Source organism: Pseudarthrobacter kochi, from assembly GCF_055412805.1.
The window spans coordinates 51,601-77,118 of the sequence record NZ_JBVAYV010000018.1; the positions used below are offsets into that span (position 1 = coordinate 51,601).

Here is a 25,518-nt window from a genome sequence, read left to right on the forward strand (position 1 = left end):
GATCAGGGTTCGCCGCGGTGCCTCTCGTCCCAGCGTTCCTCAAGGTTGCTCATGAACGAACTCCTGGGTTTCCCCGGTTTCCGGGCAGCGCCGGCGGCTTTGGACTTCCCGGCCCCACCGCGCATGGTGGCGTAGTAGACACCGGCGCCCATGACGACAAAGCCAAGCACTCCGACGAAGATGTTTTGGATCGTCACGCCCAACAGCAGGAGCACGACGCCGGCCAGTGTGGCCAGCACACCGATCACCAGATGACGGGTTGACCATGAACGTCCCGCGTCCGAGCCCATCGAGCTGGCGAACTTGGGATCGTCCTCATGGAGCTGCTTCTCAAGTTGCTCCAGCAACTTCTGTTCGTGCTCCGAGAGCGGCATCACGACCTCCTTAAGTCGGCCAACGTCCAGACTGACGCGGCCAGTGTCCCTAAACCCACAACGCGCGGGAATCCCGCATGGTTCCCATTCGCCGTCGTTGGTCGAACCGGGTGTACCACGGCCCCTTCCAGGGTGTTCAGCTGGTCATGCATTAGTCCGAACGCTCGATCCAGTCGTTCCAAACGTACGTATAAATAAGGATAGTTTGTTGCGCCCTGTTCTGAAAGATGCCAAACGTCCCCTTGACGTCATGGATGGGGTTACTGGACTGTCCGGGTCAGCCCGGGGTGGTCCCGGGGTCCAGGAGCCGGGCAGGAAGGACCGATTTTGTGCCGAACTTCCGGGTCACCTGATCCAGGACCTGTTCAGCGGCGCGCCAGTTGTCGTCCCGGCGGTCAAGGCTCAACTGCAGGGGCGCCTGCGCCGCCTCCTCGAGCTGCTCGGCCCTGATGCCGACGAGCCGGACGGTCATGGGGCGGTCGCCGAGTGATTCCAGCAGCTGGACGGCGACGGCGTACAGCAACTGGGCGCTGTCGATCGGGGTGCCCACCGTGCGGCTGCGGGTGATCGTGGAGAAGTCCGCGTAGCGCAGCTTCAGGGCCACGGTGCGGGCGTGCATGCCGGCGCTGCGGAGCCGCTCCGCTGTCCGGTGCGAGAGGCGCAGCAGTTCCCGGTGCAGCAGCGCCTCGTCGGCTGTGTCCACGGCGAAGGTCTCTTCCGCGCCGATGCTTTTCTCGAGCCGGACGGGAGTGACCGGGCGGGGGTCAATCCCCCACGACAGCCGGTAGACGTGCTCTCCGGAAGCACCGAGCACCTTCCGGAGGGACGGCAGCGGGGACGCCGCGACATCCGCGACGGTCCGGATGCCCATCCGGGAGAGCACTTCGACGGTTTTGGCACCGACTCCCCAAAGGGCGCTGACCGGAAGGCTGTGCAGGTACGGGACGGTCTCCTCCGGACCGATGAGCAGCAGGCCGTTGGGCTTGCAGCGGGTCGACGCGATCTTCGCCACGAACTTGCTGGCCGCTATCCCCACGGACGCGGTGATGCCGAGTTCGCTGCGGACCCGGGTGCGGATGAGTTCGCCGATCCCGCGGGGCGGGCCAAGCCGCCGGATGGCTCCCCCGACGTCGAGGAAGGCCTCGTCCACGCTCAGTGGCTCCACGAGTTCGGTAATCGAGCCGAAGATGGCCATGATCTGGCCGGACACCTCGTAGTACAGCTTGTGGCGGGGCTCGATGACGACGGCGGAGGGACACATCCGCATGGCAATCACCATCGGCATGGCCGACTTGACGCCGAATTTCCGGGCTGCGTAGGAGGCGGACAGCACGACGGAACGGTCAGCGGGGTAGCCCACGATGACGGGCCTACCCACGAGTGCCGGGCGGCTGCGCAGTTCCACGGAGACAAAGAACGCGTCCATGTCCACGTGCATGATGCTGCTCCGCCGGAGCTCGCGTATTTCTGCTTCCCCGAGCCGCCGGGCTGCGCCCTGGGGAGACTGCTCCCGCTGCTGTTTGTCCTGGTCCGGCCCCACGTCTTCAATCCTATGCCCCGGGACTGACTAAACTGGAGGCTGCATCCGGCGTCAACACCAGGAGGAAAGTCCCTGTGAAGGAATTTGGACAGCGCAAACGTGCTGCGGTAGCCGTTATGGCGGCGGGCACGCTGATGGCCCTGGCCGCTTGCACGCCCGCCAACCCCGGGACCGCTTCCTCGGGCTCCCCGTCAGCCTCGGCTGCGCCGTCCGCGGCCCAGCCCTCCACCACGGCGTCGGCAAGCCCCTCGGCGGAACCCGGCACCTCGGCCACGGTCGGCGCCCTGGTCCCCGGTTTCCCGGAGAAGCTCCTGCCGGTGATGCCTGGAGCGAAGATTGTCTCCAGCAGCTTTGACAAGACCACGACGCCCGCCACCGTGGCGCTCGTCGGCAGCATCTCGGCGCCGTCGGCCGACGTCCTGGCCTTCTATACGAAGGAACTGGTAGCCCAGGGCTTCCAGGCCGTTCCGGGGGAAACCGTGGGCGCCGTCCCGTCCAAGGACTTCCTGCGCGGTGACAACGAAACGGTCAACATTTCGGTGATTGAAACCGCCGGCGTTTCCACGTTCACCATCGGCGCGAACGTCGCCGCCGAGTCCGTCAAGTGACCCTCGCGGAGCAGTTGCGCCTGGAACAGGCCGCCTACGTTGCCGCCGTCGCCGGAAAACTCACCGATTTCCTGGCCACCCGCCAGTCGGTGATGTCCTCGATCTCCCCGGACATCGATCCGCTGATGGGATCGATCTCGAACCTTGTCACCGGCGGAAAGCGCCTGCGGGCGCTCATGTGCTACTGGGGCTGGCGGGGCGCCGGCGGCGAGGCAGGAGCCCATGAGGTGGTGACGGCCGGCTCGGCGCTGGAGCTTTTCCAGGCCGCGGCGCTGATCCACGACGACATCATCGACCGGTCGGACACCCGCAGGGGCGGACCCAGCGTGCACCGGCGCTTCAGCGAACTGCACGAGACGCAGGGCTGGGCGCTGGACAGCGAACGGTTTGGGCACGCGGCCGCGATCCTGACCGGGGATCTGTGCCTGTCCTTCAGCGAGGAATCGTTTACCGAGATCGGGCAGAGTGCAGCCTCCGGAACCCGGGCACGGCTGATCTTCAACCTGATGCGCGCCGAGGTCATGGCAGGCCAGTACCTCGATATCCTCGAGGAGGTGGCCGGGCCGAGGCGGGACCGGGCCGGAGCCGTCAGCCGCGCCCAGTCCATCATCCGCTTCAAGTCGGCCAAGTACTCCACGGAGCATCCGCTGGCCCTGGGGGGCGCCCTGGCCGGCGCCCACGACGAGTTGCTCCGCGGCTACTCGGCGTTTGCCCTCCCGCTGGGCGAGGCCTTCCAGCTCCGCGACGACGTCCTGGGAGTCTTCGGCGACCCTGTCACCACCGGCAAACCGGCGGGAGACGACCTCCGAGAAGGCAAGCGGACGGTGCTGATCGCCTTCGCCCTGGACCTGGCCAGCCCGGCCGAGTCGGCGTTCATTGACGCGAAGCTGGGCAGCCCCGGGCTGGACGATGCCGACGTGGACGAAATCCGCCGCATCATCGCCGACTGCGGCGCACTCCAGGCCACGGAAGTACTCATCGGGGAATTCGGACACGCAGCGTTCACGGCGCTGGATCTCCTGCCCCTGGAGGAACTGCCCAAGACAGCGCTCCGGAAGCTCGCCGAGGCCACGGTCAGCCGAGCAGCCTGACCAGCCCTGAGCCGGCACTGCCCGGCCGGACCGGGATCCCCAAGGATACAGACAAACGCAGGCCCCGCACCTCGTAGCGAGGTACAGGGCCTGCGTTAGTTAAGGACTGCGTCAGCTGCGGACTGCGTCAGCCAGAGTCTGCGTCAGCCAAAGACGGGTACGGTGTTTGCGGCTACCAGGCCAGGGACTGCGCCCGGCGCCGGATTTCCGTTTTGCGGCCCTCACGCAGGGCATCGATCGGGCGGCCGCGCAGGGATTCATCGGGCGTAAACAGCCAGGTAATGAGTTCCTCGTCGGAATAACCGGCGTCGGCGAGGACCACAACCGTTCCCTTAAGGCTCTCAACGGCGTGGCCGTCCTGGATGAATTCCGCAGGAACGCAGCGGATCCGGCGTTCGCCTACGCGCAATGCCGCCAACGCCCGTTCGTCCAGGAGCGCATGGACCTTGGTAATTGAAACGTTCAGAAGCTGTGCGACATCGGGCAGGGGCAGCCATTCGCCCACAAGGCTTTCTACATTACTCACGGATCAAGATTGCCATGCCGGCAGCCCCTGCGCCTAGTCGACGCCCGCCCGTTAAATTGCGGCTGCCCGGACGCCGCTTCCGGCCGCGGCCGCGGCTCCGCGGCCGACACTCCACAAATACTTGTTTGCGGAACGTCAAACAGTTCTTGTGCTAATTCCCAATTCATGAGAGATTCACATAGATCACATTTGTAACAGCAATAACTTGAGTCACACTGGTAACACCAGTAACGCCGGCCAGACCCGCAGCGATCGCCGCTGAGAAGAGGACCTTTCCCATGACGACGTCACGTTCGCCAAAACCCGCCGCGAGGCCCAGCCTGCCGATGATTGCGGCCACGACGGCGGCCCTTCCCGCCGTCGTCCTGTCTTCTTTGGCGCTCGCCCAACCGGCAGCGGCGGAGTCGCGTCCCCGTGCCATCCCGGCCACGCTGGCTGCAGCCATGCAGGCCCAGGCCCAGGGACAGACCGCACGGACGCTGGGTTCCGCGATGATTCCTGCCGGTTCCGTCCCGGCGGCCATGCCGACCGCGTTCCGCCCGGCCCAGGTGTCCGCCCCGGCGGAGTACACGATCGCCCGCGGTGACACGATCAGTGGAATCGCCGGCAAGTTCGGCCTGGACACCTACGCCATCCTGAAGTTGAACCAGCTGCAGGCGAACACCATCATCTACCCCGGTCAGAAGATCAAACTCGGCGGCTCGGCCACGGCTCCGGAGCCGGCTGCTCCGGCCGCTCCCGCCCCGTCGGCTGCTGCCGGCAGCGTCTACACCGTGAAGTCGGGCGACACACTCAGCGCCATCGCCGCCCGCCACGGCGTCAAGCTCTCCGAGGTCTTCGGCTGGAACGGGCTCAACATGGGCTCCATCATCCGCCCCGGCCAGCAGATCAAGATCGGCGGCGGCACGGCCGCGCCAGCCCCGTCGGCTCCAGCCCCCGCTCCGGCTGCTCCCGCCCCGGTGGTGCCGGCCGCAACTCCGGCTCCGGCCCCTGCCCCTGCCCCTGCCCCGGGTTCCTACACCATCAAGTCGGGCGACACGCTCTCCGGCATTGCGGCCAGGAATGGCGTCAAGCTCGCCGACATTCTGTCCGCCAACCGCCTGACGATGAGCAGCATCATCTACCCCGGCCAGAAGCTTGCGCTTCCGGGCTCGTCGATCGCGCCGGCCTCCACCCCCACCCCGCCCGCAGCCACTGTGACGCCGCTCGTCCCGAACACCTTCCTCGGCTTCAGCTACCCGGCAGCAGTCGTCAGCTCCGCCAACGGGAACAAGGCCCTGCTGAACGCCTCGCCGGTGCCCAGCCGGGAACAGATGAAGACCATCGTGGCGGACACCGCCCGCCGTATGGGTGTCGACCCCGCCCTGGCCCTGGCCTTCGCCTTCCAGGAATCCAGCTTCGACCACCGCTCGGTCTCGCCCGCCAACGCGATCGGCACCATGCAGGTCATCCCGTCCTCGGGCGTATGGGCTTCGGACCTGGTGGGCCGCCGGCTCAACCTGCTGGACCCATACGACAACGCCACGGCCGGGGTCGCTATCATCCGCCAGCTGGTCCGCACCAGCAAGGACCTGGACACGGCCATTGCGGGCTACTACCAGGGCCAGTACTCGGTCAGCAAGTACGGCATGTACGACGACACCAAGCGCTATGTGGAGTCCATCAAGGCACACCAGAAGAACTTCGCCTAGGAGTCGGGACAGTCCAGGCCGCGGCGCCTAAACGCGCTGCCAAGCCCCCCGCAGGATAACGATACGGGTCCGGATCGCATGGTGATTCGGGCCCGTTTCCGTGCAGCGATTAGGATCGTATAGTGCAGGATTACTCGTCGGACCCCCTCGTTGGCACTCTGGTGGATGGCCGGTACCTGATTCAATCCAGGCTCGCCAGCGGCGGGATGTCCACTGTGTATGTGGCCACCGACCAGCGCCTGGAGCGCGATGTGGCGCTGAAGGTGCTGCACCCCCACATGGCCGGCGACCCGCAGTTCCTCGACCGGCTGGGCCGCGAGGCCAAGGCAGCCGCCCGGCTGTCGCACCCGCACGTTGTGGGCGTCCTGGACCAGGGCGAGGATGACAGGGTGGCCTACCTGGTGATGGAGTACATCAAGGGCCACACCCTGCGCGATGTCCTCAAGGACAAGGGAGCGCTCCCCCCGCGCGTGGCGCTGGCGCTGATCGACCCTGTCGTCGAAGGCCTGGGCGCAGCCCACGCCGCGGGGCTCATCCACCGGGACATCAAACCCGAGAACGTGCTGATCGCCGACGACGGGCGGATCAAGCTTGGCGACTTCGGACTGGCCCGCGCCATTTCGACGTCGACCAGCACCGGCGCGCTGATTGGCACCGTGGCGTACCTCTCGCCCGAACTCGTGCTCGGCAGGCAGGCCGACGCGCGCAGCGACATCTACTCGGTCGGGATCATGCTGTACGAGATGATCACCGGACGGCAGCCGTTCGACGGCGAGATTCCCGTCCAGGTGGCCTACCAGCATGTTAATTCGACCGTCGGCGCCCCCTCGGTGCTGGTGCCCGGACTGGCCGCCGAAATCGATGAACTCGTGCAGTGGTGCACCGCCAATGACCCGGACAAGCGCCCGGTCGACGGCGATTCCCTGCTCTCCGAACTCCGCCATATCCGGACCAACCTGAGCCAGGCCGAACTCGACCTGCAGCCGCCGGCGGCACGCCCTGCCCTGCCGCCCGTGCCGGGGCCGCCCGCCAGGCGTCCCGGCGGTGCCCCGGATCCGGGAGCCGGCAGCGGCGCCACCGAAATCATCGGCGGACACCAACAACCCACGGAATTCATCGGCCGCGGCATCCACCCGACCACCGTGATGTCCGCTTCGCCGCGGCACCCCGGCTACGGCCCGCTGTCCGCCCCGGAGGAAGCACCCTACCCGGACAACCACGATGAGCGTTTCGCCAACGGACCGGCATCCGCAGTTCCTGCCAGCAAGCGGGCGCAGCGCAAACACGACCGTGATGAGGAGAAAGCACGCCAGCGTGCCGCGGCCACCCCGGTCCGGAGCCTGCGGGAGGGAAACCCCCGGCGGCGTGGCCTGCTCTGGATTCTGGTGCTGGTCATCGCGGCACTGCTGGCCGGTGGGGCAGGCTGGTTCTTCGGCATGGGACCGGGCTCCCCCGGGACAATCCCGCAGCTGGCGAACAAGACGGTGGCCGAGGCCCAGCAACTGCTCCGCACGGCCGGATTCCAGTCGAACACCAGGGATGTCTTCGACGACGATGTGGCCCCCGGGCTGGTGGTCGGATCGGAACCTGCGGCCGGGGAGGTCATCCGGAAGTTCCAGCCGGTCTCCCTCGCAGTCTCCAAAGGCCCCGAGCTCTTTGCCCTCCCCGAGCTGACCGGCAAATCCCTGGATGAGGCCAGGACCGCCCTCAATGGCGCAGGCATGGCTTTGGGACAGATCGCTGAAACATACGACGAGTCCGCCCCCGCCGGGACCGTCCTGGCGCAGGCCCCGCGCAGCGGCAATCCTGTCCGGCACGGCACTCCGGTGGACCTCACCGTGTCCAAGGGTCCGCAGCCCCTTCCGGTGCCGGACGTGCGCGGCCAGGACCAGGGTGACGCCGTCAAGGCCATCGAAGCCGCCGGCCTGAAAGCCGCGATCGCACCCGGGACCGTCTTTGACAAGAAAGTGCCCAAGGGCGGCGTGGTCTCGCAGGATCCGGCCTCCGGCAACCTCACCCGGGGCGGCACCGTGACGCTGACCGTTTCCAAGGGTCCCAAGCTCGTTGACGTTCCAAGCTTCATCGGCAAGCAGGTCGACGAGGCCCGCAAAGCCCTTGAACAGCTGGGCTTCGAAGTCCGGGTGAACAACATCCTGGGCGGCTTCTTCGGCACCGTCCGGGACCAGGAACCTGTGAACAAGAAAGTTCCTGAGGGCTCTGTTGTCACACTGACCGTGGTCTGACAGCCGCCGGGCTGCCCCGGACAAAAACAGCTCCGCCCCCGGCTGGATCAGCCGGGGGCGGAGCTGTTTGCCGCCTTGGAACTGGTACTTAACGCTTAGACAGTGCTCCGGCCACCAGGAAGGCCATCTCGAGGGACTGCATGTGGTTCAGGCGGGGATCGCAGACCGATTCGTAGCGGTCCAGGAAGGACTCCTGGTCCACCGGATCGGCCCCGCCGAGGCACTCTGCCACGTCGTCGCCGGTCATTTCGACGTGCAGGCCGCCGGGGACCGTGCCCAGCCCGTGGTGGACCTCGAAGAAGCCGCGCACCTCGTCGATGACGTCGTCGAAGTTCCGGGTCTTGTAGCCGTTCGGCGAGGTGACCGTGTTGCCGTGCATGGGGTCGGTGACCCAGAGGACCTGTGCGCCGGAAGCGGTGACCCGCTCCACGATCGGGGGCAGCTTCTCCCGGATGTTGCCGGCACCCATCCGGGTAATAAACGTCAGGCGGCCGGGTTCACGGTCCGGATCCAGTTTGTCGATCAGGCGCAGCGCGTCGTCGCCGCTGGTGCCCGGCCCCAGCTTCACACCAATCGGGTTGCGCACCCGCGAGAGGAAGTCGACGTGCGCGTGGTCCAGTTCGCGTGTGCGCTCACCGATCCAGAGGAAGTGCGCGGAGGTGTCGTACGGGAAGCCGGTGCGGGAGTCGATGCGGGTCAGGGCGCGTTCGTAGTCGAGCAGCAGCGCCTCGTGGCTGGCGTAGAACTCCACGCGCTTGAGCGCCTCGAAATCCGCGCCGCAGGAGGCCATGAACTTGATGGCACGGTCGATGTCCCGGGCCAGCGACTCGTAGCGTGCGTGGGCGGGGTTCTCCGTGAAGCCCTTGTTCCACTGGTGCACGAGCCGCAGGTCGGCGAAGCCGCCCTGCGTGAACGCGCGGATCAGGTTCAGGGTGGAGGCGGACGTATGGTAGGCCTTCAGCATCCGGCCGGCGTCGTGGGCGCGGGATTCCGGCGTGAAGCTATAGCCGTTGACAATGTCGCCGCGGTAGGCCGGCAGCGTGACGCCTTCGCGGGTTTCATCGTTGGACGAGCGCGGCTTGGCAAATTGCCCGGCCATCCGGCCCATCTTGATGACCGGCATGGCGGCGCCGTAGGTCAGGACGACGGCCATCTGGAGGATGGTGCGCACCCGGGCGCTGATCTTGTCCGCTGTGGCGGCCTCGAACGTTTCCGCGCAGTCGCCGCCCTGAAGCAGGAAGGCCTTGCCCTGCGCCGCGGCGGCGAGGCGTTCGCGGAGGATGTCCACTTCGCCGGCAAAGACGAGCGGTGGGAGGACCGACAGTTCCTTGACCGAGGCCTCGAAGACTGCCTTGTCCGACCAGTTCGGCTGTTGGGAAGCCGGCAGCTCCCGCCAGTGATCCAGGCCGGGATAGTTGGCGGCACCACTCTGGGCGGTGCTGGTCAGGGCCGAGCCCGCCAGGGGCGAGCCGCTCAGGGAACTGTTCAGGGGGAAGGCCGAAGGCGCAGATAGCTCAGTCACATTCCAAGGATAGTTGCCTCCGCGGCGATCGTCGGACCCGGGCCGTCATTGACTGCGCGGGTCCCGTCACACGGTCCCCTCAGCCGGTCCCGGGATTGGCCGGACCGGAGCCGGCGGTGCCTTCCCCGGGGACCTCCGCGGCCTTCCCTGCGAGCCGGAGCTTGACGACGGCGGCGTACTCGTCGACGTATTCCTGGCCGGAGAGCCGCATGAGTTCGTACATGATCTCGTCGGTCACGGACCGCTGGATCAGCCGGTCGTCCTCCAAGCCGTAGTAGCGGCTGAAGTCCAGCGGCTCGCCGAAGATCATTCCGATGCGCCGGATGTTCGGCATCCTCCTGCCGATCGGCTGGACTTTGTCCGTGCCGATCATCGCAACCGGGATCACGGGGACGCGGGCCTGCAGGACCAAGCGCGCCACACCCACTTTGCCGCGGTACAGACGGGAGTCCGGGCTGCGGGTGCCCTCGGGGTAGATGCCCAGGAGCGAGCCGTTCTTCAGCACGTCCATGCCGGCATTGAGTGAGAGCGCGGACGCGGCCCCGCCGGAGCGGTCCATCGGCAGCTGGTTGGTGAGCCGGAAGAAGGTGGCCGTCAGCCGGCCTTTGATTCCCTTGCCGGTAAAGTACTCCGATTTTGCGAGGAACACGACGGGACGGGGCACCATCAGCGGCATAAAGATGGAGTCGGAGAAGGACAGATGGTTGGAGGCCAGAATCGCTGCGCCCTCGGCGGGGACGTTGTCCAGGCCCTTGACCCAGGGCCTGAAAAGCGTCTTCAGGACCGGCCCGAGAACGAACGTCTTCATGAACCAATAAAACACGTGGTGTACCTCTCCGGAAGGCGTCTGGCCGGCCCTCCACCGGACCCGGCCAGGACTTCAATGACACCCTACTCTAGTGAGTTTTGTCCGGAACAGTGACACGATGGGCTCATGACCGGAAGCAGCACTCCCCTGGCGCCCGCAGCGTTCAGTTATCCCGGCCACGGCGCCAACGCAGGCATCGGCGTGGCCATCTGCCACGGCTTCACGGGCAGTCCCCTGAGCGTCCTTCCGTGGGCCGGGCACCTGGCCCGGCGGGGCTTCGCGGTGTCCGTCCCGCTGCTGCCCGGTCATGGCACGGACTGGCGCGACCTCGCCCGCCACAGCTGGCTGGACTGGTACCGGGAATTTGAGGCCGCCTATCTGGAGCTCGCCGCCGGAACCCGGCACTGCTACGTGGCTGGACTGTCCATGGGTGGCACCATCGCGCTGCGCGTGGCCGCGCGCCATCACGTGGCCGGGGTCGCCGTCGTCAATCCGGGACTGAGCTTCTATGACCGGCGGGTGCGCTACATCGGCCTGCTGAAGCACTTCCAGCGCACCACCGTCCCGGCCCAGGAACCGAACCCGGCGCCCGTGACCACCGGGGACGGCGACTACTCACTCACCCCGCTGGAAGCCGTCCACCAGCTGAGCCGGCTCTTCGGGGCCGCTCTGCGCGAACTGCCCGCCGTCACCGCGCCGGCGCTCGTGTTCAAGTCCGATACCGACACCGTGGTTCCGCCCACCTCGATCGAACTGCTCCGGAAGCGGCTGGGATCGCGGGAGCTCGCGGTGGTCAGTTTGCCGGACAGCGGGCATGTGGCGACGCTCGACGTCGACGCCCCCCTGATTTTTGAGCAGTCCGTTCAGTTCTTCCTGCACCACTCAGCCGCCGCGCCGCAAGCCGCGGCGGCACGGGAGAGCCCCGCCACCAGAATCCCGGAGACCCCATGACCATTCCCCTGGACCACACGCCGTTCAGCAGCCCGTTCACCGGGACCGGCACCCGCACCGGCGTCGTGGTCTCGCATGGCTTCACCGGCAGCCCGCACGGGGTCAGGGACTGGGCCGGGTCGCTGTCGGACGCCGGCTACGCCGTGCGGATGCCGCTGCTGCCCGGGCACGGCACCAGCTGGCAGGAGCTGGCGCGGACGCGCTGGCAGGACTGGCACGCGGCACTCGACGCCGCCTACCTTGAGCTCGCCGGGGAATGTGACCAGGTGGTCGTTGCCGGGCTGTCCATGGGCGGGGCGCTGGCGCTGCGGATTGCCGCCACGCGGCCCGTCGCCGGGGCAGTGCTGGTTAACCCGGGCCTTGTCATTGACGATCCCCGGGCACCGCTGGCGGGCATCCTGAAATTTGTCCTGAAGAGCACCCCGGCGATCGCCAACGACATCCTGAAGGAGGGCATCGACGAGAGGGCCTATTCCCGGACGCCGGTCGCCGCGGCGCACGAGCTGAACAAGATGTTCAAGGACACCGTGCGGCTCCTCCCCCGGATCACCGCTCCCGTGCGGGTGTACCGTTCCGCGGTGGACCATGTGGTCTCCGAGTCGAGCATGGTCGCCCTGCGCCGCGGCCTGACCCACGCCCCGCTGGAGGTGATCCGGCTGGAAAACAGTTACCACGTGGCTACGATGGACAACGACGCGCCCCAGATCTTCCGCGGCTCGGCCGAGTTCATCCGGTCGCTGGCTGCGGGACAGGCACCGGGCGCCGCCCACGCTAGCCAGAAGGACACGGCCGATGACTAAACCGGACCCCAACTCCCCGGATTCCAGCGCCAACCAGGACGACGCCGTCTGGCTGGAGCTCGTTGCGAGGCTGGAAGAAGAGGACCCGTCCACCGGCCCGGGAGCCCCTGAAATCCGGAAAGGCCATGACGGCGCAGGCGGAGCGGAAGCACCCGTCACGGACGGCGCCGGCAGCGCCGCAGCGCCCCGGCCCTTCAGCGACTTCGACCCGCTGGGTCTTTCCGCCGGCGTGCCGATTGAACTTTCCGCCAAGGAACGGCTGGCACAGGCCACGGCCGACGGGACCTCCCCTGCGGGCGCGGCCGCCGGCCACCAACCTGGGGACGTACCGGGGCCGCGGGACTACGAGGGCGCGGAGGATGACCCGTTTGTCCCGGCCGAGTTCGTGCCGGAGGAACCGCCCAGCCTTGCCGGTGCCGACCCGATGACGGTCCTGGCCTGGCTGGGTGCGGTGGGGGGCCCCGTGGCGCTCGTGATGTCCGCGATGTTCTGGCGCTCCGCCCCGCTGATGGCCATCCTCGGAATGGTGGCGGCGTTTGCGGCGTCGGTGGTCTTCCTGATCATGAAGCTGCCGGGTGAGAAGGACGAGCACGACGACGGCGCACGCATCTAGCTGTGCATGCGGCTGCTGACCCGGGACAGGTCCGCGGCACCAATCAGGCCCGCGTTCGGGCCAAGGGCGGCCAGTTCAATTTCCGCAGCGGGCCGGAAGCCGCGGCCCGTCAGGTTCCGGGCGAAAGCCTTCCGGGCCGGCCCGACCAGCAGTTCGCCGGCATCGCAGAGTCCGCCGCCGATCACGAACTTGCCCGGATCCAGCGCGGCGGCGAGGTTGGCGAGGCCCAGGCCGAGCCATTCCCCTACGTCCTCGAGCAGTTCCCGGGACGTCGCGTCCCCGGCTTTGGCCAGTTCGGTGACAATCACGCCGGTGATGCGCTCCACGTGGCCGTCCACCGCTTTGAGCAGTTCCTGGGCCACCGGGGAATTGGCGGCCGCGAGTTCCCGGGCTTCCCGGCCCAGGGCATTCCCGGAAGCGTACTGCTCCCAGCAGCCCCGGTTGCCGCACTCGCAGCGGTGGCCGCCGGGCATGATGATTTGATGGCCGAACTCCCCGGCCACACCGAACCGTCCGCGTTCCAGCCGGCCGTCCATCACCATGGCACCGCCGATTCCGGTTCCGAGGGTAATGCAGACCAGGCGGTTCTGGCCCTGCCCTGCCCCGAAGCGCCACTCCGCCCAGCCGGCGGCATCGGCGTCGTTGGTCAGCAGCACGGGCCGGCGGAGCAGCCGCTGCAGGTTGTCCCGGAGGGGTTCGTTGCGCCACGCAAGATGCGGGCTGAACAGCACGGTGCCGCCGTCGAGGTCCATCCAGCCGGCCGCGCCGATCCCTACCGACCAGATACGGTGGCCCTCGCCCAGCTCCTCGACCAGCTCAACAATGACCTGTTCGACCGCGCGGGGGTCGTTGCCGGGAGTGGACCGCTTGGCCTGGGCGAGGATCCGGCCCTCCGCGTCGACCACACCGGCCGCCACCTTGGTGCCGCCAATGTCCACGCCGATGGCGAGGCCCTTGCGGTCGAGCCGCAAGTGCTCCCGGAGACCCTGTCCGGCCGGCGCGGCGGCCGCGCCCGCCGGCGTCCTGCGCCGCCAGGCGGCCGTTCTGCGGTACGGGCCGGGCAGCTGTCCCGGTGATGGTGTGTGCATGGTTCCCTATCCTATTCGCCGCAGTGCCCGGGCACAGGCCGCATCACCGGGAGGAGGGCCGGGGATCACCGCCGGTCCGCGCCCCGGCCGCGGCCCGGCACGCCCCTCCGGCTTGGCACCCGGGTGTCCCAGCCGGTATGTTACTCGCCAGTAGGTGTGGTGTAACCCACATCCCCCGGAGGGCGTACTAGTGTTAGTCGTACCCCTCGCGGGTCCATGGATATCAAAGGAGCTAACGTGCGAGAAATCAGTGTCCCGCCCCTGGTCAACGTTCCCCCGGAAACGAACGTCACGGACCTGGTCCTGCGGCAGGCCGCAAAGACCTCCAACCCGGCCCTGTTCTCCCGCCTTGACGCGGCCGGACAATGGCAGGACGTCCGGGCCACCGATTTCCTGGCCGATGTTTCCCTGCTCGCCAAAGGCCTGATGGCCAGCGGCGTCGCCGCCGGCGACCGGGTTGGCATTATGTCCCGCACCCGGTATGAATGGGCCCTCATTGACTTCGCCATCTGGTTCGCCGGTGCCGTCTCCGTGCCGATCTATGAGACCTCCTCGCCCTCGCAGGTCGCCTGGAACCTGGGTGATTCCGGTGCCGTCGCCGCGTTCGGCGAGTCCGCCCACCACGAGGCCATCATCCGGCAGGCTGCCACCTCCGAGGGCCTCACGGACCTGGCCCACGTCTGGCAGCTCGAAGGCACGGGCCTCGACGAGGTCCGTGCTGCCGGCGCGACGGTCAGCAACGAGGAGCTGGAGGCCCGGCGCAGCCTCGCAAGCCTCGACGACCTCGCCACGATCATCTACACCTCGGGCACCACCGGACGTCCCAAGGGCTGCGAGCTGACCCACGGTAACTTCGTGAGACTGTCCGAAAACGCGCTGGCCACCTCGCTGAACAATATCGTCCACGAGCAGGCCCGGACCATCATGTTCCTGCCGCTCGCCCACGTGTTCGCGCGGTTCATTTCAGTGCTCGCGGTCGCCGGCGGCGTCACGGTGGCACACACGCCGGACATCAAGAACCTCCTGCCGGACCTGCAGAGCTACAAACCAACCTTCATCCTCGCGGTGCCGCGGGTGTTCGAGAAGGTCTACAACTCGGCACTGACCAAGGCCGAGGACGGCGGCAAGGGCGCCATCTTCCACCGCGCCGCGGACACCGCCATCGAATTCTCCCGTGCCCGCCAGGCCGGCAAGGTCGGCCTGGGCCTGAAGCTTAAGCACACCCTCTTCGACAAGCTCGTCTACGGCAAGCTCCGCGCGGCCATGGGCGGCGAGGTGGCCCACGCCGTCTCCGGCGGCGGCCCGTTGGGTGAGCGGCTGGGTCACTTCTTCCAGGGCATCGGCATGCAGATCCTGGAAGGCTACGGGCTGACCGAAACCACGGCCCCCGTTACCGTGAACACGCCAGAGTTGATTAAGATCGGCACCGTCGGCGCCCCGATTCCCGGGAACGCCGTCAAGATCGCCGACGACGGCGAAATCCTGGCCAAGGGCGTGTGCGTCATGCGCGGCTACTACAAGCGCGAGGACCTCTCCGCGGAGTCCTTCGTCGATGGCTGGTTCCGCACCGGCGACATTGGACACCTCGACGGGCAGGGCTTCCTGACCATCACGGGACGCAAGAAGGAAATCATTGTCACGGCCAGCGGCAAGAACGTCGTTCCGGCCCTCCTGGAGGATCAGATCCGGGCCGACGCGCTGGTCTCGCAGGTGCTTGTGGTGGGCGACAACCGGCCCTTCATCGGAGCCCTGGTCACCCTCGACGAGGAGGCCCTGCCCGGCTGGCTGCACCGCCACGGGCTCCCCGCCTCAACGACCCTGGCCGAGGCCACCGACAACCCGGTGGTCAAGGCCGCGGTGCAGGAACTTATCAACGGCGCCAACCAGTCGGTCTCCCAGGCCGAGGCCATCAAGTCGTTCCGGATCGTCCCGGCCGACTTCACGGAGGCGTCCGGGCACCTGACGCCGTCGATGAAGGTCAAGCGCGCGCAGGTGATGAAGGACTTCGAGAACGTCATCGAGGAGATGTACGGCGCCCCGCGTCCCACCCAGGTCTAGGCACAACAGCAAAGGGACCCTCCGCGTCGGCGGAGGGTCCCTTTTTTGCGTCCGGCTCGAAGGTGTTCGCTGCCGCTACTCGACGACCAGCAGCAGGTCTCCGCCCTGGACCTGTTCAATCGCCCCGACGGCGAGGCGCGAGACGGTACCGGCCACCGGCGTCGTGATGGATGCTTCCATCTTCATGGCCTCGATCGTGGCGACGGTGTCGCCGGCCTTGACCGTCTCGCCTGCCTTGACGGTCAGGGTGACGGCGCCGGCGAACGGTGCGGCCACCTGTCCGGGCTGGGAGGTGTCGGCCCGTTCTGCTGCCTTGACGTTGCTGACGACGGAGCGGTCACGGACCACCACCGGGCGGGACTGGCCGTTGAGCGTGCACATCACGGTGCGCATGCCCTTCTCGTCCGGTTCGGAGACGGCTTCGAGTGAGGCGATCAGGCGGACGCCCTTCTCCAGCTCGATCTCGTGCTCGGCGCCGCGCTGCAGCCCGAACAGGTAGTCGCGGGTGTCCAGGACCGAGAGGTTGCCGTAGGACTCCACGCTCTTCTGGTAGTCCTTGGTGGGCCCGGCGAAGAGCAGCCGGTTGAGGGTCTGCTGCACGGTCTTGGAGTCGGACTTGAGGGCGGCGCTGTCCTCGGCGCTGAGCTCGACGTCGCGGACCTTGACCGTGCGGCCCTGCAGGGCCTTGGTGCGGAACGGTTCCGGCCAGCCGCCGGGAGGATCGCCCAGTTCACCGGACAGGAAGCCGATCACGGAGTCCGGGATGTCGTATTTCTGCGGGTTCTCGTTGAAGTCTGCGGGATCGGCGTTGAGTCCCACGAGGTGCAGGGCGAGGTCGCCGACAACCTTGGAGGACGGGGTGACCTTCACGAGCCGGCCAAGGATCCGGTCCGCCGCAGTGTACATGTCCTCGATGGCCTCAAAGCGCTCACCGAGGCCAAGGGCGATCGCCTGCTGGCGCAGGTTGGAGAGCTGGCCGCCGGGGATCTCGTGCTGGTAGACCCGGCCGGTGGGGCCCGGAAGCCCGGACTCGAACGGGGCGTAGACGCGTCGGACGGCCTCCCAGTACGGTTCCAGGGCGCAGACGTTGGCCAGGCTCAGGCCGGTGTCGCGGGGCGTGTGCGCCAGGGCTGCCACCAGCGCGGAGGCTGAGGGCTGGCTGGTGGTGCCGGCCAGCGAGGCGGAGGCCACGTCCACGGCGTCCACTCCGGCGTCGACGGCTGCCAGCAGTGTTGCCAGCTGTCCGCCGGCCGTGTCGTGCGTGTGCAGGTGGACCGGGAGGTCGAAGCGTTCACGCAGGGCCGTCACGAGGCGGGCAGCAGCGGCGGGACGCAGCAGGCCGGCCATGTCCTTGATCGCCAGGATGTGCGCGCCGGCGTCGACGATCTTCTGCGCCAGCTCCAGGTAGTACTCGAGGGTGTAGAGCGTCTCGTTCGGGTCGAGCATGTCGGCGGTGTAGCACAGGGCCACCTCCGCGACGGCGGTGCCGGTCTCGCGGACGGCGCGGATGGCCGGGGCCATCTGGTTGACGTCGTTGAGTGCGTCGAAGATGCGGAAGATGTCGATGCCGGTCGCGGCGGCCTCGTTGACGAAAGCGACCGTGACCTCTTCCGGGTACGGGGTGTAGCCGACAGTGTTGCGGCCCCGCAGGAGCATCTGCAGGCAGACGTTCGGCAGGGCCTTGCGCAGCGCCGCGAGCCGGTCCCAGGGGTCCTCGCCGAGGAAGCGCAGGGCGACGTCGTAGGTGGCTCCGCCCCAGGCCTCGACGGAGAGCAGTTCCGGGAGGAGCGTGGACACTGCCGGACCTGCTGCCACGAGGTCGCGGGTGCGGACCCGGGTGGCGAGCAGCGACTGGTGGGCATCACGGAACGTGGTGTCCGTAACGGCGACGGCATCCTGCGCGCGCAGCGCCTGCGCGAAACCTTCCGGCCCCAGTTCCAGCAGCCGCTGCCGGGAGCCCGGCCGAGCGGCGGCCGCGTCGTCCAGGGCGGGGAGTTTGGCAGCGGGATCGCTGTGGACCGTGAGCTGGCCGTTGGGCTTGTTCACGGTGACTTCGGCGAGCCAGGTCAGCAGCTTGGTGCCGCGGTCTGCGGAGACCCGGGCCTTGAGCAGCTCGGGACGTTCGTCAATGAACGAGGTGGCCACGTTGCCGGCGATGAAGTCGGCGTCGTCCAGGACCGCCTGCAGGAAGGAGATGTTGGTGGAGACCCCGCGGATGCGGAACTCGGCGAGGGCACGGCGCGCCCGGGCCACCGCGGCCGGATATTCGCGGCCGCGGCAGGTCAGCTTGACCAGCATCGAGTCGAAGTGCGGGCTGATCTCCGCACCGGAGTAGACGGTGCCGCCGTCGAGCCGTACACCGGCGCCGCCGGCCGACCGGTAGCCGGTGATCTTGCCGACGTCGGGCCGGAAGCCGTTGGCCGGGTCTTCCGTGGTGATGCGGCACTGCAGGGCGGCACCCTTGAGCTGGACAGTCTCCTGGGAGAGGCCCAGGTCCGCGAGGGTCTCACCGGCGGCGATGCGCAGTTGAGCCTGGACGAGGTCCACGTCGGTGACTTCCTCGGTGACGGTGTGTTCGACCTGGATCCGCGGGTTCATTTCGATGAAGACGTGCTGGCCCGCACGCTCGCCCACGGTGTCGATGAGGAATTCCACGGTGCCGGCGTTGACGTAGTTCAGCGCCTTGGCGAACTTCACGGCGTCGCGGTAGAGCGCCTGCCGGATGCCTTCGTCGAGGTTAGGTGCCGGCGCGATCTCGATGACCTTCTGGTGGCGGCGCTGGATGGAACAGTCGCGCTCGAAGAGGTGCATGACGTTGCCCTCCGCATCGGCCAGGATCTGGACCTCGATGTGGCGGGGACGCAGGACGGCCTGCTCCAGGAACATGGTGGGGTCACCGAAGGCCGCGTCGGCTTCGCGCATGGCGGCCTGCAGCGCTTCGGGAAGGGCCTCGCGGGTGTCGACGCGGCGCATGCCGCGCCCGCCGCCGCCGGCGACAGCCTTGGCGAAAATGGGGAAGCCGATCACGTCGGCGGCTGCGATGAGTTCGTCGAGGTCTTTCGAGGGCTGGCTGGATTTCAGCACCGGCACGCCGGCCTTGCGGGCAGCCTCCAGGGCGGCAACCTTGTTGCCGGCAAGTTCCAGGACCTCGGCCGGCGGCCCAACAAACGTGATGCCGGCTTCCGCGGCGGCCCGTGCCAGGCGCGGATTCTCGGAGAGGAATCCGTAGCCGGGGTAGATGGCGTCGGCCCCGGATTCCTTGGCCACGCGCACCACCTCATCGACGTCGAGGTAGGCCCGGACGGGGTGGCCCTCTTCACCAATCAGATATGCCTCGTCGGCCTTCTGGCGGTGGATTGAGTTGCGGTCCTCGTTCGGGAAGACAGCAACAGTCTTGGCACCCAGCTCGTAGCTGGCACGGAAGGCACGGATCGCAATTTCGCCGCGATTGGCCACCAGAATCTTCGAAAACATACTTCTCCTGCATCATCGCGGGTTTACCGGTAATTCGTCACAGTGTCTAAGAACCGGACGCACAAACACAAATTATTGTGGCGACTGTCACAGCGACGCGCGTCACGTATGCCGGATCAGGCAGGTCCGCCGGACAACCAGTTCAAGCAGGGGCGGATCCGGCCCCCATTGCAGCTTATCCATGATCTGCCGCCCCGGGCGCCCGATGAGACAGGTTTCGGCGGGGCGGCAACATATGATGAGGGGGTGGGTGGCGCATGCACGCCCCGGCTCCGGAGAACGCAGGAGCCGGCAGGACCCCGTCCCGGCAACCGGCGTTAGGTATTGGTTTTTCAAGTGCAAGTAGTCAGCATCAGCAGCCTCAAAGGCGGTGTCGGCAAGACATCGGTGACCACCGGATTGGCGTCCGCGGCCTTGGCCGCCGGCATCCCCACCCTTGTCGTCGACCTTGACCCCCACGCCGATGCGAGCACGGCACTGGGAGCCCGGCCGGGAGACCAGCAGGACATCGGCCGGATGCTCAAGGCACCCCGGCGGGCGCGCCTGGCAGAGAACGTGGTCCCCAGCGGCTGGGTGGAACGGGCTTCCGGCAACGGCGGCGCTCCCGCCGGCTTGGCGGAAGCCATCCTGGATGTGGCCGTCGGCTCGGCCTACACCGGCGTTTACGACCGCCCCGACCTGGGCCGCCGCGACCTCCGCCGGCTCTCCACGGTACTGGCCGGCGCGGAGCAGTACGAGCTGGTCCTCGTGGATTGCCCGCCCTCCCTGAACGGACTCACCAGGATGGCCTGGTCCGCCAGCGACAAAGTTGTTCTCGTCGCCGAACCGGGCCTCTTCTCGGTCGCCGGCACGGAACGCACCATGCGGGCCATCCAGCTGTTCCGCCAGGAATTCGCCCCGAACCTCTCCCCCGCCGGCATTGTCGCCAACCGCGTGCGGACCGGTTCCGCCGAGCACACTTTCCGGCTCGCTGAGATGGAATCGATGTTCGGCGAACTGCTCCTGTCCCCGCACATCCCGGAGCAGGCCAACTGGCAGCAGATCCAGGGTGCCGCCCACTCCATCCACCACTGGCCCGGCGAGTCGGCCAAGAGCGCCGCCGCGCTGTTCGATGCCCTCCTGGCGAACCTGCTGCACCCGGACGGCCGTCCGGCCGCCGCCCAGGTCCGGGACCGCACCCACCGCTGAGCACATCCACCACCAACAGCAAAGGCCGCCTCCCTCAGGAAGGCGGCCCTTTCCGTGGCAGCGGGTAGCTGGAGCCTAGCCGATCTTGCGGGTGGCCCGGCGCTTGCTGAGTTCGTCGTCGGGGAATGACTGGTCGCTGGCGTGTTCGCTGGGAAGGGCCGCGAGGCTGCCCTCCACTTCGCGCCAGACACGGCCGACGGCGATGCCGAAGACGCCCTGTCCACCCTGGACGAGGTCGATCACTTCGTCCGCCGACGTGCACTCGTAAACGCTGGCGCCGTCGCTCATGAGGGTGATCTGGGCAAGGTCCTCGACGCCGCGCTCCCGGAGGTGTTCAACGGCCGTGCGGATCTGCTGGAGGGAAACGCCCGTGTCGAGCAGGCGCTTGACGACCTTGAGGACCAGGATGTCGCGGAAGCCATAAAGTCGCTGGGAGCCTGAACCGGCAGCGCCGCGGACGGCAGGCTCCACCAGCCCGGTGCGTGCCCAGTAGTCCAGCTGCCTGTAGGTGATGCCGGCGGCCTTGCAGGCCGTGGGGCCACGGTAGCCCGCATCCTCGTCCAGGACGGGAAGATCCTCGGTGAACAGCAGGCCCTGGGCACCGCTGGCGGGCACGGCCACACCAGCCGCCGAGGGCTGCTTGAGCTCGCCTGCTTCGCCTTTCGGACTCACGTGGATCCTCCTTGTCATGGCTCCCCTGCGGAAAATGCAGCAACAACCGGTTATGTCTGCCTAAACAACACACGGGCGGATAAAATTCATCCGAGTAATTCTGCCGGGGCTGCACCTTCCAGTGTGACCTGAGCGGCTGTTGCGTGCAATGGGAACTGGTACTTCTGACGTTAGGCCTGCCGGGGCCCAAGGTCAAAGACGTTCGAGGTATTGCCGGGGCGTGTCGAAACTTTCATCCTCGACTTTAACCTTAACGAGACCTCAGCCCGCGAAATCCTCAGGTTCCACGTCGTCGAGGAACTCCCGGAACCGGCGCAGTTCCCCTTCTTCGTCGACGGCGGGACCCGGGTGGGTGTCTTCGCCCTCGTCGTGTTCGGTGATCCGGACACCGGCTTCTTCCATCACGGCGTCGGCGCACCAGATCCGGCACTTGGCGCGGAGGGCCAGGGCCAGGGCATCGGAGGCACGGGAACTGACCGTGGTCCCGTCCTCGAACTGGAGCTGCCCGTAGAAGATGTTGTCCTCCACGGCCACAATGTTGACGCTGACGATCGTGTGGCCGAGGGATTCAACGACGTCCACCAGCAGGTCGTGCGTCATGGGACGCGGGGGCACGACCCCCTGCTGGGCCAGGGCGATGGCGCTGGCTTCGGGGGTGCCGATCCAGATCGGCACGTGCCGCTCCCCGTGGATCTCCTTGAGCAGGACGAGCGGCTGGTTGGACGGAAGTTCAATCCGCACGCCTACAATTTCCACCTCAATCATCAGATGTCCATCCTCGAGATGCGGTCCTGGACCAGGGCCCGGTGCAGCGTCAGGCACAGCTCGCTGATCTCCCGGGCGGCCTCCGCGGCACGGGCATGGGACGCGGCGTCCTTGCGGGAAGTCAGGGTGGACACCGCACGCTCCACCAGCCCGAACTCGCGTTCGGCGGCTGCCTGGAACGGCCGCAGGTGCCGTGGTTCCAGGCCGTGGCTCTCCAGCTGGACGCAGGCGCGCGCCACCTGGAGGGCGTGCTCATCGAATTTGCCGTTGACGTGGCCGATCAGGCCGAAGCTCAGGAGCGATTCCAGCAGCGGCACGCTGGCGCCGGACTCGGCCCGGAGCTGTTCCTCACTGAGCCTTCGGACCCGGTTCTGGAGTTCGGATGCGAGCTCTTCGGAGACAATCCGCGGCGAGACCGTGACGCCGGGAGGCAGGTTGTCGGGGCGCTCGCCGCGGTCGATCGCGTCGAGGTAGTCCTTGATGACCTTCAGGGGCAGGTACTGGTCCCGCTGGAGGGCCAGCACGAAGCGCAGCCGTTCGACGTCGCTCTCGGCGTACTGGCGGTACCCGGCAGGGGTCCGTTGGGGGTTGATCAGCCCCTTTTCCTCAAGGAACCGGATTTTCGACGCCGTCATGCTGGGAAAGTCGTCGCTCAGCTGAGCCAGGACTTCCCCGATGTTCAGAACCTGGGGTCCGCGCCGTTCCGCTTGTGCCATGGCCACAGGCAGCTGCTCCGGAATCAGACGTTGCCTGCTGCGCGGGCAGGGCTCAGGTAGAAGGTGAGGCGGAACTTCCCGATCTGGACTTCGTTGCCGGACTTCAGTTCGACGCCGTCGACGCGGTCGTTGTTCACGTAGGTGCCGTTGAGGCTTCCGGTGTCCACGACTTCGAAGCTGCGCGCCGTGCGGCGGAACTCCACGTGCCGGCGGGAAACCGTGACGTCGTCGAGGAAGATGTCGGCGTCCGGGTGCCGGCCCGCCGTCGTGATGTCCGTGTCCAGCAGGAAGCGGGCGCCCGTGTTGGGACCGCTGTGCGCCACCAGCAGGGCAGAGCCATACGGGAGCGCCTCAACGGCGGCCCGCTCCTCCACCGAAAGTTTCGGGGTGATGGTGGGTTCATCGCGGACCGGCGTGAGGTTGATCGACGTGGTCTCCGAAGCCTTCACTTCACCCGTGCCATAACCGTCACCGGTGTTGTTGCGTTCGTGCCCAAACATTGATTCCTCCATTCGCTGCAGGTGTCCCCCCTGCAAACAACGCATGCCGTCCGGAAAAGCCGTGCAAATCCGGGATTCAGCCTTTCGGCGGGACGTTGAGTGGCTGGTTTCCCAACGGCTGTTCCAACGACCCGGCCCGAATGGGCTTTGCTTTAGCCTACCTGTTGTTCGTACTCCGATGCACTGAGGAGCGACTCGATCGCGTCGGCTTCCGCCAGCTTGATTTCCAGCAGCCAGCCCTCGCCGTAGGGATCCGAATTGATCAGGGCGGAATCGGTGTCCAGGGCCTCGTTGCGGGACACAACTTCACCGGAAACCGGGGCGTAGATGTCGCTGACGCTCTTGGTGGACTCGACCTCGCCAACGACGTCGTTTGCCTTGACCGTGGTGCCCGACTCAGGCATCTGGGCATAGACGACGTCCCCCAGGGCGTCCTGGGCAAAATCAGTGATGCCCACGCGCACGACACCGTCGGCGTTCGGGGCAGAAACCCACTCGTGTTCTGCGGTGTAGGACAGCTCTTCGGGAATGATGCTCATGACGGGCCTTTCATCGGGTCAATCACCAATAGCGGCGGCGGTCACGTGAACTGTCCGCCGCTGAAAGTATAGGCATATCCGGCCGGGCCCGGGGAGGACTCCGGCATGATGGGGCCATGACGGAACAAGCCGGTAAAGGCTAGGCAATGCCGGAGCTTCCCGAAGTGGCGGCCCTGACCGACTTCCTGGCCCGGCACCTCCTCGGCGCTGCTGTCACGAAGGTCCAGATCGTCTCCTTCGCCGTGCTCAAAACGGCGGATCCGCCGTTCTCCCGGCTGGAGGGCAGGTCTGTGACCGGGGTGCGCCGCTTCGGCAAGTTTGTCTGCCTGGACGCCGACGGGCTGTGTTTTGTCTTCCATCTGGCGAGGGCCGACTGGGTCCGTTTCACCGAGGCGCCCACGGACACCCCCTTGAAAATGGGAAAAGGACACCTGGCGGTGCGGCTGTCGTTTTCCAGTGACACAGGCCCCTCGGATCTAGACCTGACAGAGGCCGGAACGAAGAAGAGCCTGGCGGTGTACGTGGTCCGGGACCCCTCCGACGTTCCCGGTATTGCCGCGCTGGGACCGGATCCGTTCAGTGCCGGGTTCGACGCCGACGCCCTGGCCAGGGTCCTGGGTTCGAGTTCGCAGCAAATCAAGGGTGTCCTGCGCAGCCAGAGCGTGATTGCCGGGATCGGAAACGCCTACAGCGACGAGATCCTGCACGCGGCCCGGACGTCGCCCTTCGCCATTGCCAGGTCGCTGGACCGGGATGCGGTCCAGCGGCTCTACGACGCCATCCACAGCATTCTCGGGACAGCGCTGCGGGAAGCCGGCGGCAAAGCACCCGGTGAGCTCAAGGACACCAAACGGAGCCACCTGAGGGTCCATGGGCGGGCCGGGGAAGCGTGCCCGGTATGCGGGGACACAGTCCGCGAGGTGTCCTTCGCGGACACGGCCCTGCAGTACTGTCCCGGATGCCAGACGCAGGGAAGGATCCTGGCCGACCGCCGGACGTCGCGCTTCCTGAAGTAGGCGGGCGCCGTCGCTTTCCGAAGGCGGCGCGGCTCCGACACCACTGGACGACGCCGAGTTCGTGCCAATTCTGGTGCCACGTTCGGCGGCACGGTTGGGGTCAGGACCAACGAGTGCGGGCTTGTGGGCGCTCCATGGGACCCGGACGAAGAGTATCTCTTCGTCTGTCTCTGTCCAGGCAGCTAAGGCGTGTCCGAATGAGCGTGTGGGACCTTATACCCTGTCGGGCCGGATCGCGCTGTACAACTGTTGATCTTGGTGGCGAGAGGGGGGTGAGAATGGTGACTGACGTGACGACGAGAGCCGACGAGTCGATCGAGATCAACGCTCCACCGAGCGCGGGGTTCGCCTACTGCCTCGATCCGCAGCAGCTGTTCGCGGGAGACCCGGAGCATGTTGTCGATGCCGATGTCATCCCGGGCGGCGTGGGGACGACCGCGCACCTGTCCATGAAGTCGGGGGTGCTTGAGGAGGCTGACCGTATCGAGTACGTCGAGGTCCTTCCGGACGGATCATAGTCGCGATGCATCCGACGATGTCACTGGGCGGGACCAAGGGCCACCACCACGAGACGGCGCTCTACACCTTGACCCATGAGTTCGAATCGGACGCCGGCGGCACCCGCATAACGCTGCGGGTACAGATGCATGATGCGCCGCTCTACGAGCGCATTATCGACCGCATCGAGGCTTCTGCAGCCCACGGATGACGACGGATCCGCGGTACTCCCCCCCC

At 67.2% G+C, this 25,518-nt stretch carries 24 protein-coding genes; 11 read left to right on the forward strand and 13 right to left on the reverse strand.

The features are described from left to right. Nucleotides 1–2 precede the first annotated feature (2 nt). Both ACZY0Y_RS10775 and dinB read right to left on the reverse strand, forming a co-directional pair. On the reverse strand, nucleotides 3–374 hold the full coding sequence (locus ACZY0Y_RS10775; protein WP_463882580.1) for an SCO2097 family morphological protein: 372 nt from the start codon (nucleotides 372–374) through the stop codon (nucleotides 3–5). A gap of 277 nt (nucleotides 375–651) precedes the next feature. Beyond that, nucleotides 652–1,914 carry a DNA polymerase IV gene (dinB, locus tag ACZY0Y_RS10780; protein WP_463882578.1) on the reverse strand — a complete coding sequence of 421 codons (1,263 nt, stop codon included), beginning with the start codon at nucleotides 1,912–1,914 and terminating at the stop codon, nucleotides 652–654. 74 nt (nucleotides 1,915–1,988) lie between these two features. Between dinB and ACZY0Y_RS10785 the strand changes: the two genes are divergently transcribed. Together ACZY0Y_RS10785 and ACZY0Y_RS10790 are read left to right on the forward strand one after the other, a co-directional pair. After that, entirely contained in the window at nucleotides 1,989–2,522 is a 534-nt protein-coding gene (locus ACZY0Y_RS10785; protein ID WP_463957928.1) for a hypothetical protein, read from the forward strand. Continuing rightward, complete coding sequence (locus tag ACZY0Y_RS10790) at nucleotides 2,519–3,613, forward strand: polyprenyl synthetase family protein (protein WP_463882574.1); 1,095 nt, start codon at nucleotides 2,519–2,521, stop codon at nucleotides 3,611–3,613. Before ACZY0Y_RS10785 ends, ACZY0Y_RS10790 begins: the two co-directional genes overlap by 4 nt. A gap of 172 nt (nucleotides 3,614–3,785) precedes the next feature. Here the strand turns inward: ACZY0Y_RS10790 and ACZY0Y_RS10795 are convergent, their stop codons facing one another. Continuing rightward, a complete protein-coding gene (locus ACZY0Y_RS10795) occupies nucleotides 3,786–4,139 on the reverse strand; it encodes an Rv2175c family DNA-binding protein (RefSeq protein ID WP_463882572.1) in 354 nt (117 codons plus the stop codon). Between the two features lie 278 nt (nucleotides 4,140–4,417). On the opposite strand from ACZY0Y_RS10795, the gene ACZY0Y_RS10800 reads away from it, so the two are divergent. Together ACZY0Y_RS10800 and ACZY0Y_RS10805 are read left to right on the forward strand one after the other, a co-directional pair. Further along, complete coding sequence (locus tag ACZY0Y_RS10800; RefSeq protein WP_463957930.1) at nucleotides 4,418–5,830, forward strand: lytic transglycosylase; 1,413 nt, start codon at nucleotides 4,418–4,420, stop codon at nucleotides 5,828–5,830. 119 nt (nucleotides 5,831–5,949) lie between these two features. Next, nucleotides 5,950–8,073 (forward strand): PASTA domain-containing protein, encoded by a 2,124-nt coding sequence (locus tag ACZY0Y_RS10805; RefSeq protein WP_463957952.1) that lies wholly within the window; start codon nucleotides 5,950–5,952, stop codon nucleotides 8,071–8,073. Between the two features lie 88 nt (nucleotides 8,074–8,161). Here the strand turns inward: ACZY0Y_RS10805 and ACZY0Y_RS10810 are convergent, their stop codons facing one another. Further along, nucleotides 8,162–9,595 carry a class II 3-deoxy-7-phosphoheptulonate synthase gene (locus ACZY0Y_RS10810; protein ID WP_463957932.1) on the reverse strand — a complete coding sequence of 478 codons (1,434 nt, stop codon included), beginning with the start codon at nucleotides 9,593–9,595 and terminating at the stop codon, nucleotides 8,162–8,164. A 79-nt stretch (nucleotides 9,596–9,674) separates the two neighbouring features. Further along, nucleotides 9,675–10,418, reverse strand: a complete 744-nt coding sequence (locus ACZY0Y_RS10815) for a lysophospholipid acyltransferase family protein (RefSeq protein ID WP_463957934.1) — start codon at nucleotides 10,416–10,418, stop codon at nucleotides 9,675–9,677. A 111-nt stretch (nucleotides 10,419–10,529) separates the two neighbouring features. On the opposite strand from ACZY0Y_RS10815, the gene ACZY0Y_RS10820 reads away from it, so the two are divergent. The 3 genes from ACZY0Y_RS10820 to ACZY0Y_RS10830 are packed head-to-tail and all read left to right on the forward strand — an operon-like array spanning nucleotide 10,530 to nucleotide 12,767. Beyond that, entirely contained in the window at nucleotides 10,530–11,354 is an 825-nt protein-coding gene (locus tag ACZY0Y_RS10820) for an alpha/beta hydrolase (protein ID WP_463882562.1), read from the forward strand. Continuing rightward, nucleotides 11,351–12,154 carry an alpha/beta hydrolase gene (locus ACZY0Y_RS10825; protein WP_463957936.1) on the forward strand — a complete coding sequence of 268 codons (804 nt, stop codon included), beginning with the start codon at nucleotides 11,351–11,353 and terminating at the stop codon, nucleotides 12,152–12,154. The genes ACZY0Y_RS10820 and ACZY0Y_RS10825 overlap by 4 nt, the downstream gene beginning before the upstream one ends. After that, nucleotides 12,147–12,767 carry a hypothetical protein gene (locus ACZY0Y_RS10830; RefSeq protein ID WP_463882557.1) on the forward strand — a complete coding sequence of 207 codons (621 nt, stop codon included), beginning with the start codon at nucleotides 12,147–12,149 and terminating at the stop codon, nucleotides 12,765–12,767. Before ACZY0Y_RS10825 ends, ACZY0Y_RS10830 begins: the two co-directional genes overlap by 8 nt. Here the strand turns inward: ACZY0Y_RS10830 and ACZY0Y_RS10835 are convergent. Next, nucleotides 12,764–13,855, reverse strand: coding sequence for an ROK family glucokinase (locus ACZY0Y_RS10835; protein ID WP_463882554.1), 1,092 nt, complete (start codon nucleotides 13,853–13,855; stop codon nucleotides 12,764–12,766). The two genes, ACZY0Y_RS10830 and ACZY0Y_RS10835, sit on opposite strands and share 4 nt — an antisense overlap. A gap of 237 nt (nucleotides 13,856–14,092) precedes the next feature. Between ACZY0Y_RS10835 and ACZY0Y_RS10840 the strand changes: the two genes are divergently transcribed. Continuing rightward, nucleotides 14,093–15,913 carry an AMP-dependent synthetase/ligase gene (locus ACZY0Y_RS10840; RefSeq protein ID WP_463882552.1) on the forward strand — a complete coding sequence of 607 codons (1,821 nt, stop codon included), beginning with the start codon at nucleotides 14,093–14,095 and terminating at the stop codon, nucleotides 15,911–15,913. A gap of 75 nt (nucleotides 15,914–15,988) precedes the next feature. Here the strand turns inward: ACZY0Y_RS10840 and ACZY0Y_RS10845 are convergent, their stop codons facing one another. Then, on the reverse strand, nucleotides 15,989–19,387 hold the full coding sequence (locus ACZY0Y_RS10845) for a pyruvate carboxylase (protein WP_463957938.1): 3,399 nt from the start codon (nucleotides 19,385–19,387) through the stop codon (nucleotides 15,989–15,991). A gap of 336 nt (nucleotides 19,388–19,723) precedes the next feature. Here ACZY0Y_RS10845 and ACZY0Y_RS10850 point away from each other — a divergent pair, with 336 nt between their 5' ends. Beyond that, nucleotides 19,724–20,575, forward strand: coding sequence for a ParA family protein (locus ACZY0Y_RS10850; protein ID WP_463882547.1), 852 nt, complete (start codon nucleotides 19,724–19,726; stop codon nucleotides 20,573–20,575). Between the two features lie 75 nt (nucleotides 20,576–20,650). Here ACZY0Y_RS10850 and ACZY0Y_RS10855 read toward each other — a convergent pair whose 3' ends face one another. The 5 genes from ACZY0Y_RS10855 to gcvH form a co-directional block, all read right to left on the reverse strand. After that, nucleotides 20,651–21,247: a MerR family transcriptional regulator gene (locus ACZY0Y_RS10855; protein WP_024365114.1), complete on the reverse strand. Its 597-nt coding sequence runs from the start codon at nucleotides 21,245–21,247 to the stop codon at nucleotides 20,651–20,653. 261 nt (nucleotides 21,248–21,508) lie between these two features. Continuing rightward, complete coding sequence (locus tag ACZY0Y_RS10860; protein ID WP_463957940.1) at nucleotides 21,509–22,012, reverse strand: bifunctional nuclease family protein; 504 nt, start codon at nucleotides 22,010–22,012, stop codon at nucleotides 21,509–21,511. Beyond that, nucleotides 22,012–22,728 carry a transcriptional regulator FtsR gene (gene ftsR, locus ACZY0Y_RS10865; protein ID WP_463957942.1) on the reverse strand — a complete coding sequence of 239 codons (717 nt, stop codon included), beginning with the start codon at nucleotides 22,726–22,728 and terminating at the stop codon, nucleotides 22,012–22,014. Before ftsR ends, ACZY0Y_RS10860 begins: the two co-directional genes overlap by 1 nt. A 23-nt stretch (nucleotides 22,729–22,751) precedes the next feature. Continuing rightward, nucleotides 22,752–23,228, reverse strand: coding sequence for an FHA domain-containing protein (locus tag ACZY0Y_RS10870; protein ID WP_463882539.1), 477 nt, complete (start codon nucleotides 23,226–23,228; stop codon nucleotides 22,752–22,754). 152 nt (nucleotides 23,229–23,380) lie between these two features. Next, nucleotides 23,381–23,767, reverse strand: coding sequence for a glycine cleavage system protein GcvH (gene gcvH, locus ACZY0Y_RS10875; protein WP_463957943.1), 387 nt, complete (start codon nucleotides 23,765–23,767; stop codon nucleotides 23,381–23,383). A gap of 146 nt (nucleotides 23,768–23,913) precedes the next feature. Between gcvH and ACZY0Y_RS10880 the strand changes: the two genes are divergently transcribed. Then, complete coding sequence (locus ACZY0Y_RS10880) at nucleotides 23,914–24,783, forward strand: Fpg/Nei family DNA glycosylase (protein WP_463957945.1); 870 nt, start codon at nucleotides 23,914–23,916, stop codon at nucleotides 24,781–24,783. A 290-nt stretch (nucleotides 24,784–25,073) separates the two neighbouring features. Next, entirely contained in the window at nucleotides 25,074–25,301 is a 228-nt protein-coding gene (locus ACZY0Y_RS10885; RefSeq protein ID WP_463957947.1) for a hypothetical protein, read from the forward strand. 20 nt (nucleotides 25,302–25,321) lie between these two features. Here the strand turns inward: ACZY0Y_RS10885 and ACZY0Y_RS10890 are convergent. Then, a partial coding sequence (locus ACZY0Y_RS10890; protein ID WP_463957949.1) for a hypothetical protein occupies nucleotides 25,322–25,518 on the reverse strand: 197 nt, incomplete at its 5' end.

What these genes read in the sequence shown, in the direction of transcription:
- gcvH (WP_463957943.1), bottom strand. Translation starts at nt 23,767, where the DNA reads ATGAGCATCATTCCCGAAGAGCTGTCCTACACCGCAGAACACGAGTGG.
- ACZY0Y_RS10830 (WP_463882557.1), top strand. Translation starts at nt 12,147, where the DNA reads ATGACTAAACCGGACCCCAACTCCCCGGATTCCAGCGCCAACCAGGAC.
- ACZY0Y_RS10820 (WP_463882562.1), top strand. Translation starts at nt 10,530, where the DNA reads ATGACCGGAAGCAGCACTCCCCTGGCGCCCGCAGCGTTCAGTTATCCC.
- ACZY0Y_RS10825 (WP_463957936.1), top strand. Translation starts at nt 11,351, where the DNA reads ATGACCATTCCCCTGGACCACACGCCGTTCAGCAGCCCGTTCACCGGG.
- ACZY0Y_RS10870 (WP_463882539.1), bottom strand. Translation starts at nt 23,228, where the DNA reads ATGTTTGGGCACGAACGCAACAACACCGGTGACGGTTATGGCACGGGT.
- ACZY0Y_RS10835 (WP_463882554.1), bottom strand. Translation starts at nt 13,855, where the DNA reads ATGCACACACCATCACCGGGACAGCTGCCCGGCCCGTACCGCAGAACG.
- ACZY0Y_RS10880 (WP_463957945.1), top strand. Translation starts at nt 23,914, where the DNA reads ATGCCGGAGCTTCCCGAAGTGGCGGCCCTGACCGACTTCCTGGCCCGG.
- ftsR (WP_463957942.1), bottom strand. Translation starts at nt 22,728, where the DNA reads ATGGCACAAGCGGAACGGCGCGGACCCCAGGTTCTGAACATCGGGGAA.
- ACZY0Y_RS10800 (WP_463957930.1), top strand. Translation starts at nt 4,418, where the DNA reads ATGACGACGTCACGTTCGCCAAAACCCGCCGCGAGGCCCAGCCTGCCG.
- ACZY0Y_RS10845 (WP_463957938.1), bottom strand. Translation starts at nt 19,387, where the DNA reads ATGTTTTCGAAGATTCTGGTGGCCAATCGCGGCGAAATTGCGATCCGT.
- ACZY0Y_RS10860 (WP_463957940.1), bottom strand. Translation starts at nt 22,012, where the DNA reads ATGATTGAGGTGGAAATTGTAGGCGTGCGGATTGAACTTCCGTCCAAC.
- ACZY0Y_RS10775 (WP_463882580.1), bottom strand. Translation starts at nt 374, where the DNA reads ATGCCGCTCTCGGAGCACGAACAGAAGTTGCTGGAGCAACTTGAGAAG.